At 73.9% G+C, this 15,798-nt stretch carries 14 protein-coding genes; 7 read left to right on the plus strand and 7 right to left on the minus strand.

Annotated features, from left to right (window positions below; genetic code table 11):
- Positions 1-20 precede the first annotated feature (20 nt).
- The 3 genes from ngcE to ACGFNF_RS24165 are packed head-to-tail and all read left to right on the plus strand — an operon-like array spanning position 21 to position 3,311.
- Positions 21-1,457: an N-acetylglucosamine/diacetylchitobiose ABC transporter substrate-binding protein gene (ngcE, locus tag ACGFNF_RS24155; RefSeq protein ID WP_393170843.1), complete on the plus strand. Its 1,437-nt coding sequence runs from the start codon at positions 21-23 to the stop codon at positions 1,455-1,457.
- A 16-nt stretch (positions 1,458-1,473) separates the two neighbouring features.
- Positions 1,474-2,382: a sugar ABC transporter permease gene (locus ACGFNF_RS24160; RefSeq protein ID WP_334563809.1), complete on the plus strand. Its 909-nt coding sequence runs from the start codon at positions 1,474-1,476 to the stop codon at positions 2,380-2,382.
- The gene (locus ACGFNF_RS24165; protein ID WP_132238816.1) at positions 2,382-3,311 is read left to right on the plus strand and encodes a carbohydrate ABC transporter permease; all 930 of its coding nucleotides are present in this window, start codon (positions 2,382-2,384) and stop codon (positions 3,309-3,311) included. The genes ACGFNF_RS24160 and ACGFNF_RS24165 overlap by 1 nt, the downstream gene beginning before the upstream one ends.
- A 12-nt stretch (positions 3,312-3,323) precedes the next feature.
- Here the strand turns inward: ACGFNF_RS24165 and ACGFNF_RS24170 are convergent, their stop codons facing one another.
- On the minus strand, positions 3,324-5,054 hold the full coding sequence (locus tag ACGFNF_RS24170) for an ABC transporter ATP-binding protein (RefSeq protein WP_393170844.1): 1,731 nt from the start codon (positions 5,052-5,054) through the stop codon (positions 3,324-3,326).
- Positions 5,051-6,949 (minus strand): ABC transporter transmembrane domain-containing protein, encoded by a 1,899-nt coding sequence (locus ACGFNF_RS24175; protein WP_393170846.1) that lies wholly within the window; start codon positions 6,947-6,949, stop codon positions 5,051-5,053. The genes ACGFNF_RS24170 and ACGFNF_RS24175 overlap by 4 nt, the downstream gene beginning before the upstream one ends.
- Positions 6,950-7,043: 94 nt before the next feature.
- Between ACGFNF_RS24175 and ACGFNF_RS24180 the strand changes: the two genes are divergently transcribed.
- The gene (locus ACGFNF_RS24180) at positions 7,044-8,747 is read left to right on the plus strand and encodes a bifunctional 3'-5' exonuclease/DNA polymerase (RefSeq protein ID WP_393170848.1); all 1,704 of its coding nucleotides are present in this window, start codon (positions 7,044-7,046) and stop codon (positions 8,745-8,747) included.
- A 16-nt stretch (positions 8,748-8,763) separates the two neighbouring features.
- Here the strand turns inward: ACGFNF_RS24180 and ACGFNF_RS24185 are convergent, their stop codons facing one another.
- The gene (locus tag ACGFNF_RS24185; protein ID WP_088999458.1) at positions 8,764-9,177 is read right to left on the minus strand and encodes a helix-turn-helix domain-containing protein; all 414 of its coding nucleotides are present in this window, start codon (positions 9,175-9,177) and stop codon (positions 8,764-8,766) included.
- Positions 9,178-9,258: 81 nt separating this feature from the next.
- Between ACGFNF_RS24185 and ACGFNF_RS24190 the strand changes: the two genes are divergently transcribed.
- Together ACGFNF_RS24190 and ACGFNF_RS24195 are read left to right on the plus strand one after the other, a co-directional pair.
- Positions 9,259-10,071, plus strand: coding sequence for an NAD(P)H-binding protein (locus ACGFNF_RS24190; protein ID WP_393170852.1), 813 nt, complete (start codon positions 9,259-9,261; stop codon positions 10,069-10,071).
- 230 nt (positions 10,072-10,301) lie between these two features.
- Positions 10,302-10,895 (plus strand): nucleotidyltransferase family protein, encoded by a 594-nt coding sequence (locus tag ACGFNF_RS24195; protein ID WP_357578672.1) that lies wholly within the window; start codon positions 10,302-10,304, stop codon positions 10,893-10,895.
- Positions 10,896-10,903: 8 nt separating this feature from the next.
- Here the strand turns inward: ACGFNF_RS24195 and ACGFNF_RS24200 are convergent, their stop codons facing one another.
- Together ACGFNF_RS24200 and ACGFNF_RS24205 are read right to left on the minus strand one after the other, a co-directional pair.
- Positions 10,904-11,476, minus strand: coding sequence for a GNAT family N-acetyltransferase (locus ACGFNF_RS24200; protein WP_393170854.1), 573 nt, complete (start codon positions 11,474-11,476; stop codon positions 10,904-10,906).
- A 48-nt stretch (positions 11,477-11,524) separates the two neighbouring features.
- Positions 11,525-12,109, minus strand: a complete 585-nt coding sequence (locus tag ACGFNF_RS24205) for an N-acetylmuramoyl-L-alanine amidase (RefSeq protein ID WP_393170856.1) — start codon at positions 12,107-12,109, stop codon at positions 11,525-11,527.
- A gap of 249 nt (positions 12,110-12,358) precedes the next feature.
- Between ACGFNF_RS24205 and ACGFNF_RS24210 the strand changes: the two genes are divergently transcribed.
- Positions 12,359-13,423, plus strand: a complete 1,065-nt coding sequence (locus tag ACGFNF_RS24210; protein ID WP_393170858.1) for an aminoglycoside phosphotransferase — start codon at positions 12,359-12,361, stop codon at positions 13,421-13,423.
- Between the two features lie 18 nt (positions 13,424-13,441).
- Here ACGFNF_RS24210 and ACGFNF_RS24215 read toward each other — a convergent pair whose 3' ends face one another.
- Together ACGFNF_RS24215 and ACGFNF_RS24220 are read right to left on the minus strand one after the other, a co-directional pair.
- Complete coding sequence (locus ACGFNF_RS24215) at positions 13,442-14,251, minus strand: metal-dependent hydrolase (RefSeq protein WP_311412960.1); 810 nt, start codon at positions 14,249-14,251, stop codon at positions 13,442-13,444.
- A gap of 213 nt (positions 14,252-14,464) precedes the next feature.
- Positions 14,465-15,796: a glycosyltransferase family 4 protein gene (locus ACGFNF_RS24220; protein ID WP_393170861.1), complete on the minus strand. Its 1,332-nt coding sequence runs from the start codon at positions 15,794-15,796 to the stop codon at positions 14,465-14,467.
- Between the last annotated feature and the right edge of the window lie 2 nt (positions 15,797-15,798).

Here is a 15,798-nt window from a genome sequence, read left to right on the forward strand (position 1 = left end):
ACACACAAGGAGAGACGACGATGTCGATTACCCCCGACAACCCGGCCGACCTGAGCCGCCGGACCGTGCTGCGCCGGGCCGCCGCGGTGGGCCTGCTCGCCACCCCGGCCGCCGGCCTGCTGAGCGCCTGCGCGACCAGCGGCGGCGACGAGAAGAACGAGCAGGTCGCGGACGGTAAGAAGAGCGCCACCAACCCGCTCGGGGTGGCCGAGGACGCCCCCATCGAGGTGGTCATCTTCAACGGTGGCTACGGCGAGAAGTACGCCACCGACGTGCACCAGCCGCTGTACAAGAAGGCGTTCCCGAAGGCCGAGATCAAGCACCAGTCGACCCAGGCCGTGTCCACGGTGCTCCAGCCGCGGTTCGCCTCGGGCAACCCGCCGGAGTTCGTGAACAACTCCGGCGAGAAGATGATGGACTTCGGCGCCCTGGTCGCCGACGGCCAGCTCCAGGACCTCACCGAGCTGTGGGACGCCCCTTCGGTCGACGACCCGAACAAGAAGGTCCGCGACACCGTGGTGCCGGGCACCGTCGACGTCGGGTCCTTCAACGGCAAGCCGTACGTCCTGTACTACGTCTCCACCGTCTTCGGCATCTGGTACTCGGGCAAGCTGTTCAAGGACAACGGCTGGGCGCCGGCGAAGGACTGGTCCGAGTTCACCGCCCTGCTCGACAAGATCAAGGCCAAGGGCATCACCCCGTACGGCTACGCCGGGGCGAACGCCGCGTACTACCAGTGGAACGTGATCCTCACCCACGCGGCGAAGATCGGCGGCATCGACGTCCTGAAGAACATCGACAACCTGGAGGACGGCGCCTGGCAGCAGGACGCGGTCAAGCAGGCCGCCGCGGCGTGGGCCGAGATCGGCGCCAAGTACGTCGACAAGAGCTTCGAGGGGCTCAAGCACACCGACGTGCAGCTGCGGCAGAACCAGTACAAGCTGGCGTTCTACCCCAGCGGCGACTGGCTGGAGGGCGAGCAGAAGAAGGACACCCCGTCCGGCTTCGACTACCAGCTGATGCCGGTGCCGAGCCTGTCCGCCTCGGACAAGCTGCCGGCGACGGCGCTGCGGGCGACCGCTGGTGAGGGCTACTTCGTCTCGGCCAAGAGCAAGAACCCCAAGGGCGGCCTGGAGTACATGCGCCAGATGCTCTCGGTGGCCGGCGCGAAGGGCTTCACCGAGACGGTCAAGGCCCCGACCGTGGTCACCGCCGGCTCGGAGGGCTTCGCCTTCCCGCCCGGCGTGGCCAGCTCGCAGGCCGCGCTCAAGGCCGCCGGCCAGGACGTGTTCAACATCTACTTCGACGGCTGGTACAAGGAGCTCGACACGGAGGTCCGCACGGCCACCAACGAGCTGATGTTCGGCCGGATCAAGGCGGACGCCTTCGTGGAGCGCATCCAGAAGCGTGCCGACGCGATCAAGAAGGACAGTTCCATCACCAAGTTCAAGCGCTGATCGGGGCGTGGGGGTCATGCGGCACGGCAAGTATCCGTTCGTGATCGGGTTCCTCTTCGTTCCCGTCACGCTGTACGTCGTCTTCGTCATCGCGCCGTACGCGCAGGCGTTCCAGATCTCGATGACCAACTGGCGGGGGCTCTCCGCCCCGCAGTGGGTGGGCTTCGACAACTACCGGAGGTTGTTCGACGACGTCAACTTCTGGAAGGCCGTCCAGCACCACGGCGTACTGCTGCTTGCCCTGCCGCTGATCACCATCGCCATCGCGCTGTTCTTCTCCTTCCTGCTCAACGTGGGCGGAAAGAGCAGCGGCGGGCAGCGCCAGGGGGTCTGGGGGTCGAAGTTCTACCGGGTGGTGTTCTTCTTCCCCCAGGTCCTGGCGGTGGCCATCATCGCGGTGCTGTTCCAGACGGTCTACCGGCCCAACGAGTCCGGCCTGATCAACGGCGTGCTGATGAAGCTCGGCTTCGACCCGGTGCTCTTCCTGGTCCGGCCGAACCTGGCGCTCTGGTCGATCATCGCCGTGCTGGTCTGGCAGGCGGTCGGCTTCTACGTGGTGCTCTTCTCGGCGGGCATGGCCTCCATCCCCGGCGAGATCTACGAGGCCGCCGAGATGGACGGGGCGAGCCGGGTGACGCTCTTCTTCCGGGTCACCCTGCCGCTGCTCTGGGACACCCTCCAGGTGGCCTGGGTCTACCTGGGCATCGCCGCCTTCGACGCGTTCGCCATCGTCTCGGTGCTCTCGGTGGACGGCGGCGGCCCGGACGGCGCGACGACCGTCCTGGCCATGGAGATCTACCGCAACGCCTTCGTCTACTCGAAGTACGGTTACGCCTCCGCCATGGGCGTGGCGCTGTTCTTCCTCACCCTCACGTTCGCGGCGCTGACGCTGCGGCTGACCAAGCGGGAAAGCGTGGAGTACTGATGAACCCGCAGACGACGCTGCCGCCGACACCGGCGGCGCTACCGCCGAAGACCGTGAAGCCGGGCGCCGCGGGCGGGCGCGGAGGCAGAGGCAGGCGCTCGGAGGTACGGCTCTTCGCCAACCTCGGGCACGTGGCGCTCGCCGTGTGGGCGGTCATCGTGATCGTGCCGATCCTCTGGACCTTCCTCGCCTCCTTCAAGAACACCACGGAGATCTTCAGCAGCCCGTGGACTCTGCCGGCCGAGCTGCGTTTCGAGAACTACGCCCGGGCGTGGAACAAGGCGAACGTCGGGCGCTACTTCATCAACAGCGTGATCGTGGTGGCGTGCAGCACCTTCGGCACGATGCTCTTCGGCTCGATGGCCGCGTACGTGCTGGCGCGCTACAAGTTCTGGGGCAACCGGGCGATCTACTACCTGTTCGTCTCGGGGCTGGCCTTCCCGGTGTTCCTCGCCCTCGTGCCGCTCTTCTTCGTCGTGCGCAACCTGGGGCTGCTGGACACCCACACCGGCGTGGTGCTTGTCTACATCGCCTACTCGCTGCCGTTCACGGTGTTCTTCCTGGCCGCGTTCTTCAAGACGCTGCCGTCGTCGGTGGCCGAGGCCGGGATGATCGACGGCTGCTCGCACACCCGGCTGTTCTTCCAGGTGATGCTGCCGATGGCGAAGCCGGGCCTGATCAGCGTCGGGATCTTCAACATCATCGGCCAGTGGGGGCAGTACCAGCTACCGCTCGTGCTGCTCTCGAACGCCAAGGACAAGTGGGTGCTCACCCAGGGCATCGCCGACATCTCAGTCAACGCCGGCTACGAGGCCGACTGGTCCGGCCTCTTCGCCGCCCTCACCATCGCCATCCTCCCGATGATCGTCGTGTACGCGATCTTCCAGCGGCAGATCCAGTCGGGTCTCACCTCCGGCGCGGTGAAGTAGGACCCGGGCGGGTCAGGGGTGCCAGGAGCGCCACAGGGCGGCGTACGGGCCGTCGGCCCGGACCAGCTCGTCGTGGCTGCCGAGCTCGGTGATCCGCCCGCCCTCCAGCACGGCCACCCGGTCGGCGTCGTGGGCGGTGTTGAGGCGGTGCGCGATCGCGATGACGGTCCGCCCGGTGAGCAGGGCGGCCAGGGCCCGCTCGGTGCGCCGGGCGGTCGTCGGGTCGAGAGCGGCGGTCGCCTCGTCGAGGATCAGCGTGTGCGGGTCGGCGAGCACCAGCCGGGCCAGCGCGAGCTGCTGGGCCTCGGCGGCGCCGAGCTGGTGCGCCCCGTCGCCCAGCAGGGTGTCGAGACCGTCGGGCAGGCGGGCGTGCCAGTCGGCGCCGACCGTGGCCAGCGCCGCGCGCATCCGGTCGTCGGAGGCGTCCGGGGCGGCGAACGCGAGGTTGTCGCGTAGCGAGCCGATGAACACGTGGTGTTCCTGGGTGACCAGGGCGATGCGCCGCCGGCGCTCGGCCGGGTCCAGGTCGGTGACCGGGCAGCCGCCGACACTGACGACCCCCTCCCGGGGCGCGTCGATCCCGGCGAGCAGCCGCGCCAGGGTGGACTTCCCGGCCCCCGACGGACCGACGAGCGCCAACCGCTCGCCGGGCCGCACCTCGAGGTCGATGCCGTGCAGCACGTCGGGTCCGCCGCCGTACGCGAACCGGGCTCCCCGGACGACCAGCCGCTCGTCCACCGGCGCGGCGGCCCGGCCGGGCCGCTCCGGCGGCACCTGACCGACGCCGAGCACCCGGGCGAACGAGGCGAGGCCGCGCTGTGCCTGCTCGGTCCACATGAGCATCCGGTCCAGCGGATCGATCGCCTGTTGCAGGTAGAGCGCGGCGGCGACCACCGCGCCGAGGGACACCTCACCCCGCGCGAGCAGGAGGCCACCGACCAGCAGCAGCGCGGCGACGGGCAGCGGGTGGCTGGCCTCCACCACGCTGAAGAACACCGTGCGCAGCGCCAGGGTCTTCCGCCGGGCGGCCCAGACCCCGGCTATCCGCGCGGTGCCGTGCCCGATCCGTTCGTCGGCGAGGCGCAGCGCCTCGACCGTACGGGCACCCTCGGCGGTGCTCGTCAGCGTCTCGGTCAGCTCGGCGGCGACCGCCCCCTCGGCCAGGTACGCCGGGCCGGCGCGCCGCAGGTACCACCGGGTCACCAGCGCGATCGTCGGCAGCCCGGCGAGCGCGGCCAGCCCGAGCAGCGGATGCAGCAGGAACACCGCCCCGAACAGCAGCACCAGCTGCACCGAGGCGATGACGATGATGGGCACCACGTCCCGGACCGTGGTGCCGACGGTGGCCACGTCGACCGAGCTGCGGGTGGCCAGGTCCCCGGCGCCGGCGCGCTCGACGACGCCGACGGGCAGGTTCAGCGTCCGCTCGACGAACTCCTCGCGCAGCCGGGCCACGGCCCGCTCGCCGAAGCGGTGGCCCGCGTACCGCGCGTAGCGCGACAGCAACGTCTGCACCAGCACGGCCCCGCCGATCGCCAGGGCGAACCGGTCGACGGTGGCGACGCCGGCCCCCGCGGACACCCGGTCGACGATGGTGCCGAGCAGCCACGGCGGGGCGAGCCCGGCGACCGTGGCGGCGGCGTGCAGCGCCAGCACGACTCCGACCGCGCGCCGGTCCCGGGCGATCAGGCCCCGGGTCGCCCGGCGCACGGTGGACCGGTCGGCGACCGGCAGCCCGCTCACCGCAGCGCCTGCTCGGCGTCGGCGTCGCCACGGGCCACGAGCCGCCGGTAGCCCGGGTCCCGGTCGAGCAGGTCGGCGTGCGCGCCGGTGGCGGCGACCCGCCCCGCGACCAGGTGCGCGACCTCGTCGGCCCGTCCCAGCAGCAGCGGCGAGGTGGTGAGCACGACGGTGGTCCGTCCGGCCCGCGCGCGGCGCAGCCGCTCGGCGATCCGCGCCTCGGTGTGCGCGTCGACCGCCGAGGTCGGCTCGACGAGGATCAGCACCTCCGGTTCGGCGAGCAACGCCCGGGCCAACCGGACCCGTTGCCGCTGGCCGCCGGAGAGGGACCGGGCGCGGGTGTCCAGCGGGGTGTCGAGCCCGTCCGGCAGGGCCTCGACGACGTCCTCGGCCGACGCGGCGTGCAGGGCGGAGGCGATCCGCTCCCGGTCACCGTCGGGGCGGGCCCCACGCAGCACCTCCCGTAGCCTCCCGGCGAACAGGTAGGCGTCGTGGTCGGCGACCAGGATGCGGGCCCGCACCTCGTCGAGTTCGACGGCGGTCAGCGGCACGCCGCCCCAGGTGGCGTCGCTGACGGCGTACCGGCCGAGCCGGTCGGCCAGCGCGAGGGCGTCCGCCGGGTCGGCGGCGGCCACCGCGGTGAGGCTGCCGGCCCGGACGGTCAGCCCGCTCGACCGGTCGTGCAGGTCGGCGGGACCGCCGGGATCCGCGACCGGGCCGGCGGGGCCGCCGGGAGTCGGGACCGGGCCGGCGGAGCCCAGGACAGGGCCGGCGGGGCCGCCGGAGGGGGTGGCGGGACCGGCGGGGGCCGCGACGGGGGTGGCGGGGCGGGCCGGCTGGCGGCTGCCGGGAACCGTCGCCGCGCGGGCACGGGCCGGCGTGTCGCGCGGCCCGCCGACGCCGTCCGGCTCGACGGCGAGCAGGGCGACGATCCGGCGGGCCGCGACCCGGCCCCGGATCAGCTGGTGGCCGCCCTCCAGCAGGAACCAGACCGGCACGACGAGAGTCGCGACGTAGCCGTAGACGGCGACCAGCTCCCCGACGCTGATGTCGCCGGTGACGGCCATCCGGGCCGACAGCCACACCACCGCCGCGAGGAACAGCCCGGGGACGGCCACCGTCGCCGCGTCGATCCAGCTGTTCACGGCGCCCACCCGGTATCCCTCGACGAGCAGGTCGCGGGAGCGGGCCGCGTACCGGCGGGCGAACAGGCCCCGGCCACCCACCCCGGCGAGCACCCGCAGCCCGGCCACGATGTCGCCCGACCGGGCGGTCAGCTCGCCCTGCTGCTGCCGGTAGACCGACTCCGCCCGCTCCAGCCGGCGCAGCAGGGGAGCGACGACCAGGACGACCGATGGCACGCCCACCAGCACGCAGAGCGCGAGCAGGGGCGAGATCGACCAGAGCACGACGGCGACGACCAGGTATGCGATCACCGCGCCGACGCCGGGCCCGGTCACCGTCATCACCTGCGCCGCCCGGTCGATGTCGGTGCCGCCGACCGTGGCCACCTCGCCCGCCGCCGCCCGGCGTGGCAGCACGGCGCCGACCCGGGACAGCTGGCGGAGCACCACGGCGGCGGAGCGCGCCTTCGCGTCCTCCCGGATGAAGGTCATCGTGCGGTGCCGCATGATGCCCAGCCAGGACAGCGCGACGCCGGCGACGACGATCGCCGCGACCCACAGGGCCAGGGCCCGGTTGTCGCCGGCCCGCAGCCCGTCGTCCACGGCACGGGAGATCAGGTAGGGCCGGACCGCCAGGCCGGTCATCCAGGCCGTGCCGAACAGGCTGCCGCGCAGCACCCGCCACGGCTGGCAGCGGACCAGCCACCACAGGTACCGCAACGGGCCCCGGAGGTCCGGAGTACCGGGCTCGGGATGGGGGATCCGTGGTGACACCGGCCCACGCTACCGAGCCGCGGCACCGCCGCACCGCCCCGTTTCCGGCGTGCCGCCCGCCGACGTTCCGTCGCCGGGGTGGTTGGTGGGCGGAGTGTCGCAGGGGCGAGGCAGAATCACATCCGTGCTGGTGACGGTGGCCTCGGACGAGCGGGGCGGGGGAGCGCTGCAACCCCTCGACGCCGCGGGGCAGCCCGTCGGCCCGGTGCAGCCGGTCACCGACCTGGCCGCCGCCGTCGCGGCGCGCGAGGCGGCGGACCGGCCGCGCTGGGTGTGGGCCTCCGGCGCGACCGTCTACCCGGCGCTGCTGCGCGCCGGGGTGCGGGTCGACCGCTGCCACGACGTCGAGCTGACCGAGGCCCTGCTGCTCGGCCACGCCGGCCGCTGGGGCGAGCCCCGATCGTTCGCGGCGGCCTGGGCCCGGCTGACCGGCGCGCCGGTGCCGCCCGATCCGCCGCCCCGCCCGGCCGCGCCACCCGGCCACGGGCAGGGCGCGCTCTTCGACGCCCTGCCCGGCCCGCCGGGCCCCGGCGTCGAGGCACTGACCCGGGTGTACGCCGACCAGCTCGCCCGGATCGCCGCCACCGGGCATCCCGGCCGGTTCCGGCTGCTGGTCGCCGCCGAGTCGGCCGGCGCGCTGATCGCCGTGGAGATGGGGGCCGCCGGGCTGCCCTGGCGGGCCGACGTGCACGACCGGCTCCTCGCGGAGCTGCTCGGTGAGCCGTCGCCGGTGGGCGGCCCGCCCCGCCGGCTGGCCGAACTGGCCGCGCGGATCGCCGACGCGTTCGGCGTACGCCAGCTGCACGCCGACTCCCCGGCGGAGCTGTTGCGGGCGTTCGCCCGGGCCGGGGTGGAGCTGCCCAACACCCGGGCCTGGGTGCTGCGCGGGGTGGACCACCCGGCGGTGCCGCTGGTCCTGGAATACAAGGAGCTCTACCGGATCTGGACGGCGCACGGCTGGGCCTGGCGGGACGCCTGGGTGCGCGACGGCCGGTTCCAGCCGGAGTACGTCCCGGGCGGGGTCGTCTCCGGCCGCTGGGCCACCCGGGGCGGCGGCGCGTTGCAGATCCCCAAGGTGATCCGGCGGGCGGTGGTGGCCGATCCGGGCTGGCGGTTCGTGGTGGCCGACGCCGGCCAGCTCGAACCGAGGGTGCTCGCCGCGGTCTCCGGCGACGCCCGGCTCGCCGCCGCCGGTGGTGCCGGCGACCTCTACGCCGCCCTCGCCCAGGACGCCTTCGGCGGCGACCGGCCCCGGGCGAAGGTGGCGCTGCTCGGCGCGATGTACGGGCAGACGGGCGGGGCGGCGGTGCCGGCGCTGGCGGTGCTGCGGCGCAGCTACCCGACGGCCTTCAACTATGTGGAGGCGGCGGCCCGCACGGGGGAGGCCGGCGGGCTGGTGCGCTCCTGGCTGGGGCGCACCTGCCCGCCGGGCACGGCCGGTTTCGGCGACCCCGACGCCGACGTGCCCGACGGCGGCGACGATCCGCAGTCGCCGCGGGCGCGGGCGGCCCGGTCCCGGGGGCGGTTCACCCGCAACTTCGTCATCCAGGCCACCGCCGCCGAATGGGCCTCGACCCTGCTGGCGACGCTGCGCGGCCGGCTCGCCGCCACCGGCGGCGAGCTGGTCTTCTTCCAGCACGACGAGGTGATCGTGCACTGCCCGGCGGAGCGGGCCGACGCGGTCGCCGACGCGGTCGCCCGGTGCGGGGAGCAGGCCACGGCGCTGCTCTTCGGCGACACCCCGGTCCGCTTCCCGCTGGACCTCTCCGTCGTCGACTGCTACGCCGACGCGACCTGACGGCTCCCGTTCCGGGTCAGGAGACGCCGGAGCCGGGGTTCGCGGCGTCCCACGCGTGCCGCGACTGCGCGATGGCGTCCTTGTGCGCGAGTGACCAGTCGGCCAACTGCCTGACCAGGTGCGTGAGGCTCCGCCCGCGCTCGGTCAGCTCGTAGGTGACGGTAACCGGGACGGTCGGGTACGCGGTGCGCAGCACCAGCCCGTCGCGTTCCAGCCGGCGCAGGGTCAGGGTCAGCATCCGCTGCGAGATGCCGTGGATGGCCCGTTGCAGCTCCCGGAACCGGCGGACGCCCGAGGAGAGCTCGACGATCGCGAGCACCGACCACTTGTCGCCGATGCGGTCGAGCACGTCGCGGATGCCGCAGTCGGGGTGCTCGGGCAGGCCGCAGGGTGCCAGCGCGTCGGTTACCGCCGTGTGCCCTGCCGACATCGAAGTGCCTCCTTGTGGCCGCGTCCGTGGTTCCCGACGATGAGGCTAGTTCCGATTCGGTACCACCGAAAGGCTCGCCACATGCTGCTGGTCACCGGCGCCTCCGGGCACCTGGGATCCCTCATCCACGCCGGGCTGGTCGAGCGAGGGCTCGCCCCGCTCGCCGGCACCCGTACGCCCGGTCGCTTCGGCGACGCCGGACGGAGCGTGGACTTCGACGACCCGGCGGGGCCGGACCTGACGGGCGTACGCGTGCTGGTGCTGGTCTCCGCCGGCTACGGCGAGGACGACGTCGTCACCGCCCGCCACGACCGGGCGGTCGCCGCCGCCGAGCGGCACGGGGTGGCGCACGTGGTCTACACGAGCCTGGTCGGCGCCGGCGACCACCTGGCCTTCGCGCTCGCGCACCGGTGGACGGAGCGTCGACTGCGGGAGAGCCGGCTCGACTGGACGATCCTGCGCAACGGCCTCTACGCCGAGCTGTTCGGTCAGCTGGCCGCCCCGGTCGACGGCGCGGTCACGGCCCCGTTCGGCACGGGAGCGCTGGCCGCGGTGGCCCGACAGGACCTGGCCGACGCCGCCGTGCGGGTGGCCGCCGATCCCGCCGCCCACCGTGGCCGCACGTACGAGCTGACCGGGCCCGTCGCGCTCACCGCGGCCGGCGTCGCCGCCGGGTTGGGCGTGCCCTACCGCCCGGAGTCGCTGGGCGGGCGGCGTGCCGCCCTGGCGGGCGCGGGCCTGCTGCCGTTCCAGCCGGCCATGCTCATGTCGATCTACTCCGCCACGGCGGCCGGGTTCCTCGCGCGGACCCACGGCGATCTGGCGCGCCTGCTGTCGCGTCCGCCCCGCGACCCGATGCCGGTCGCGGTCGCCGCCGCCGGGGCGCCGTCCTGACCGTACGCACAGCCTCGGCAGGGCTGCCCGCCGCGGAGCCGGCCGCGCCGGAGACGGGCGACGCGGTGCGGTTCCCGGCCGGTAACGGTTGCACTATTTTCCCTTTTCGCCCCGCTACCCGGTCTGCCTTCTCCTCGTTGCTCCCGATGTCCGTACGACGGAGCGGGCCGTGCCCTCGCGCCACGGCCCGCTCCACGGTGGAGGGGGCCCAGCTGAACCGGATCGCAGGAATGATCATCGCCGCGGGCGGGGGGCGTCGCATCGGCGGCCCCGAGGCGCTGCTGCACCAGGGGGAGAAGCCCCTGGTGAACCGGATGATCGACACGATGACCGAGGCGGGCTGCGAGCGGATCGTGGTCGTGCTCGGCGCCGCGGCCGACCAGGTCCGCGAGACGGCGGACCTGAGCCGGGCCACGGTGGTGATCAACCGGGCGTGGGGGACCGGCGTCGGCTCGTCCATCCGGGCCGGCCTCGCCGCGCTCGACGACGAGGGCATCGAGGCGGTCGTGGTGGTGCCTGTCGACATGCCCGGCCTGACCGCCACCGCCGTGCGTCGGGTCGTCGCGCTGCCGTACCCCGACGTGCTGGTCTGCGCCACCTACGACGGGCTGCGCGGCTACCCGATGCTGTTCGGACGCCGGCACTGGTCCGGCATCGCCACCCTGGCCAGCGCGGACGTGGGCGCCCGGCCCTACCTGCTCGCGCACAAGGACCAGATTGTCGACATCTCCTGCGACTCGGTGGCCGACGGCAGCCGGGTCGACACCCCGGAGCTGATGGCGCTCTACGGGCTGACCGTTCCACCCCAGCGCATCGGCGCCTAGCCGTGCGGTCACAGCGGTGACGGGTCGTCGCGCAGCCGGCTGTAGAGCCACCCGTCACGCCAGGCGCCGGCCCGGAACTCGCAGGCCCGTACGACCCCCTCCAGTTGGAAGCCGGCCTTCTCCAGCGACCGCTGCTCGGCGGTGTTCTCGGCGTGGGTGCTGGCCTGGATGCGCTGCGCCGGCGTGTGGCTGAACAGGTAGTCGCAGAGCAGCGCCTGGGCCCGCCAGCCGATGCCCTGGCCGCGCCACTCGGGCAGCAGCACGATGCCGATCTCCCAGTACGGTGCCCGCCCGCCGTACTGGCCGTGGAGATAGCTGAGGTAGCCCGCCGGGGCGTCCGCCGCCGGCTCGACCTGCACGATCAGGCCGCCGGTCCGCTCGCCGAGATAGCCGTCCTCGGCGAAGCGGCGGGCCGGCGCGGCGGCGTCCCGGAAGCCGGCCCAGTCGAGCCCGATCAGCCCCGGTTCGACCGCGAACCGGCGCAACATCGCCAGATCGTCCTCGGCCACCGGGCGCAGCCGCACGGTCGAGCCGGGCGCCTGGTGCACGATGCCGGCCACCAGCGGATGGGAACTGTCCATCCTCCGCACCGTAGCGACGGGCCGGGCCGCCCGCTGCCCCGTGCCGGCTCAGGGTGCGGCGCGCCGTACGACGAGGCCCGGTGAGGGCGTGGGCCCGGACGGACGGGCGATCTGCCGGGCGGCGGCCAGGATGTCCGGCTTCTGCGCGATGATCGGCGGGCCGGGGCACTTGTCGTGCCCCCAGGCCTTGCCTCCCATGCTGTGGTGGCCGAGGCCTGTGCCCGACGGGTCGGCCGTCAGGGCGAGCGGGACGCCGCACTCCTCGTGCACCCTGGCGAAGATCCGGCCGAGGGCGGCGATCTGCTTGTCGGTAAGCCTCTCCCAGCCGGGATGGCTGGCGTGGTGCGGGCTGCCGACGCTGAACCCGGAGCACTCCACCGAGAGCCAGTGCCCGTTGCCGGCTCGCTGGGTCCAGGCCTTGTCCGCCGTGTCGACCAGCTGCGCGATGTCACCCTCACGACTGACGATGAAGTGCGAGGAGTTTTCGGTGTCCGGGTCCCGCTGGTGGCTGATGGTGCCCTCATAGGTGCCGTCGGCGATGTGTACCACCAGGCCGCGAACCTCCACCATGCCGTTCGGGACCCGGTTGGCGGTGGGGCCGCGCCAGCTCGCGAGATCCTCCCAGAGGGCCATCGAATGCTCCTTTCGACGGACGCCGGTGCGGATGGCCGGCAGAGGGCTCGACAACCCGAACGTATCGTCGTCCCCAGTCCCGTTGCCGGCGATTCGGCCGACTGGTCGTGCGCCGCCCGGGGCAGGTCGCTGACGGCGGGGACGCCCGCTGACGATCGGAACGTCGACCCGGCACGTCGTCGGGGCGGTCGCCGCCTGGCTGGTGTGCGTCGCCGAGGGACTGGCCGGCTACCTGGCGCTGGAGGCCCCGTGACCACGTCCCGCCCGCCGACCGACCTCGTCCCCGCCGACGTGCCGGCCGGGCAGCTCACCCACAACGTGCTCAACGGGGTGACCCACGGCATCTGGCGCACCCGCCGGGACGGGCGGCCGGCCGTGCTGAAACTCCTCAACCCGCCCGGCCGCCCCGGCCCGGCGCACTGGGCCGGCAGCGCCGAGCCGGGGCACTGGAACTACTGGCGCCGCGAGGTCGAGGCGTACCGCAGCGGGCTGGCCGCCGCCGCGTACGCCGACGCCGGGCTGGCCGCGCCGACGGCGCTGGCGGTCGACGACCGGCCGGACGGCTCGGTCGCGCTGTGGCTGCCCGAGGTCGCCGGCCGGCCGGGCGTCGCCTGCACGCCCGTCGACCTCGGCGAGGTGGCCGTCCGGCTCGGCGCCGGACACGCCCGCTGGCTCGGCGACCCCGAGGCGCGGGAACTCGCGGCCGGCGGTCGCCCGCCGGACTGGCTGGCGCGCGACTGGCTGCGCGACTACACGCTGAGCCGCCCGGTGGCCGCGCCGGTGCCGTGGGAGCACCCGGTCGCCGTCGCCGCCTGGCCGCGCCCCCTGCGCGACGCGCTGCGGGTGCTGTGGGAACGGCGGCACGACGTGCTGGCCGCCACCGACCGGCTGCCGCGTACGCTCTGCCACCACGACTGCTGGCCGATGAACCTGGTGTTCGCCGCCGACGGCCCGGTGCTGCTGGACTGGTCCGGCGTCGGCCCCGGGCCGGTCGGCGAGGACGCGGCCAACCTGGTGCTGGACACCTTCCTCGACGGTCTGGTCGACGTCGCGCTGCTCGACGAGGTGGCCGCCACCGTGCCGGACCGGTACGCCGAGGGGCTGCGCGGTGCCGTCGCGCCGGGGGAGGTGGCCCGTGCCGTCCGCCTGACCGGGGCGGCCAAGTACTTCTGGCTGGCGCCGATGATGCTCGGCCGGCTGGGCCGCTCCGCCATCAGCGGCACCTACGACGCCCGCGACGAGGCGGAGATGATGGCGGGCCGCCGGCCCGTGCTGGAGCTGCTGGCCCGCTGGGCCGCCGAGGCGTGGGACTGACCGGGCGCGGGCCGGCCGTCAGACGTCGATGTTGAAGCGTTGCAGCACCGACGGGGCGACCAGCCCGGCCGCCGCGAGCACCGAGATCGCGGTCAGTACGGCCCGGACGACCACCACCTCGGTCTTGCTGCCGGCCCGCAGGGCGATCTTGTTCGGCAGGCCGATCGGCGTCCACATCCGACGCTTGATCGGGATGGGCCAGAGGATGGGCACCCCGGCCCGGGTGATCATGTCGCCGAGGATGTGCACGAAGCAGCCGACCCCGACGGCGGTGCCGATCAGCGGGTAGCCCCGGCCACCGGGCAGGTTGGCGAAGGTGTACCAGGCGGCGGCGGCCGACGCGAGGGTGACGATGACCCAGCCGGCGCGCTCCGCCCACTTGTCGAACAGGCCGCGCAGCGCCAGCCCGAACATGAAGAACAGGATGCCGATGACGGCCCACTTGCCGTACGCGGCGCAGAGCGTGGTGGTGCCCCAGCCGACCAGCAGGGTGAACGGGATGGTGTGGGTCAGGGTGCGGTGGCCGTTGTTGCGGCGCGGATCCTTGCTGAGCTTCGTCGCGTAGTAGACCCCGAGCGAGACCTTCTCCATCACCTCGGCGATGAAGAGCGAGAACACGCCGAAGGTGCGGGCGACCGTCGCCCCGCCCTGGTTGCGGGTCACCTTGCCGGAGAGGTCGAGGTCGGGGAAGAGCGCGCCACCGGCGCAGACGGCCGTGCCGACGGCGAGCTCCAGCGGCGACTGGTGGTAGTCGGCGAACTGTTGCAGCGCCCAGGATCCGGCCAGCCACACCGCCGCGCCGGACAGCGCGTGGGACGGTCCCATCATGTCGGCTCACCCTCCCCAGGGATCTTGAGCGCCAAAACTACGCCACTGTAGTTCGCCGACGCTCCGCAGGGGCATCGCCCGGACGGTCCACCGGGGACGGTGGCGGGGAGGGGTGGGTGGATCTGCCGCACCGGCAGGAAGTATGCCCTTGCCGGGCGGCGGACGGGGCCGGTCTGTCGGCCACCGGACGGCGGGGAGGCGGCGACGGCCCGCTCAGCGGACGGCGCCGCCGACCGCGAGCAGGTTCCCCTCCGGGATGGTGATCTTCTGGCGTGCCCCGCCGAGCCGGGCGGCGGCGCGCCGGGCCTGCGTCGGGCCGTGCTCCCGGGCGGCCGTCGCGTACGTGCCGGCGGTCCGGGCGGCGATGGTCGTCCAGCCGTAGTGACGGCCGACCATGGCGCGCGCCCGCCGGGCCACCCGCCGGGCGAAGACCTCGTCGCCGAGGAGCTGGTCGACCGCCACGCCGAGGGCGCCCGGGTCGCTGTGCGGGAAGGTCACCCCGGTCACGCCCGGCTCGACGATCTCGGCGAGGCCGCCGGTGCGGGCCACGGCCAGCGGCGCACCGGCCGCCGCGGCCTCCAGGGCCACCATCCCGAACGGCTCGTAGAGGCTTGGCACCACTGTCGCGTCGGTGGCGCCGAGCAGCGCCGGGAGCCGGGTCGAGTCCAGGAATCCCGCGAAGCGTACGGTCTGCCCGAGCCCGAGGCGGTGGGTCTCCTCCTCCAACTCGCCCCGGTAGGGGCCGTCGCCCGCGATCACCACCCGCAGCCCGGGGTACCGGTCGCGCAGGTACGGCACGGCGTGCACCAGGTGCTGCACGCCCTTCTCGTAGACCAGCCGGCCGGCGTACCCGACGAGCGGGCCGTCGCCGGCGAACCGGGCCCGGGCGGCCGTGACCGCCCCCGGCCGGGCGCGCCAGGCCCGGTCGTCGACCCCGTTGGGCACCACGTCGACCTGCCCGGCCGGCACGTCGAAGAGCGTGGCGACCTGCTCGCGCATGTAGCCGGAGCAGACGATCACCCGGGCGGAGGCGTTGCTCAGCCAGTGTTCGACGCCGTGGATGGTGCGGTTCATCTCTTCGGGTAGCCAGCCCTGGTGTCGGCCGGCCTCGGTGGCGTGGATGGTGCTGACGAGGGGGATGTCGAGGTGTTCGCGCAGGGTCATGGCGGTGTGGGCGACGAGCCAGTCGTGGGCGTGGATGACGTCGTAGCTGCCGGCTTCGGTGGCGCGTAGGGCGGCGCGGGTGAGGGTGTGGTTGAAGGCCATGGTCCAGGCGAGCAGGGAGGAGGTGGCCAGGGGGAAGGTGACGGGGTCTTCGGCGGCGCGGACGATGCGGACGCCGTCGGCGTATTCCTCGAGGGGTGCGCTGTCGGTGTGGCGGGTGACGACGGTGACTTCGTGGCCGGCGGCGGCGAGGGCGACCGACAGGGCGTGCACGTGCCGGCCGAGCCCGCCGACGAGGACCGGCGGGTACTCCCAGGAGAGCATCAGCACCCGCTGTCGCCGGGCGGGATGGATGTCGATCACGTCGGCGTCAGGTGACAATG

Origin of the sequence: Micromonospora sp. NPDC048868, assembly GCF_043198195.1 — a bacterium.
GTDB lineage: Bacteria > Actinomycetota > Actinomycetes > Mycobacteriales > Micromonosporaceae > Micromonospora > Micromonospora reichwaldensis.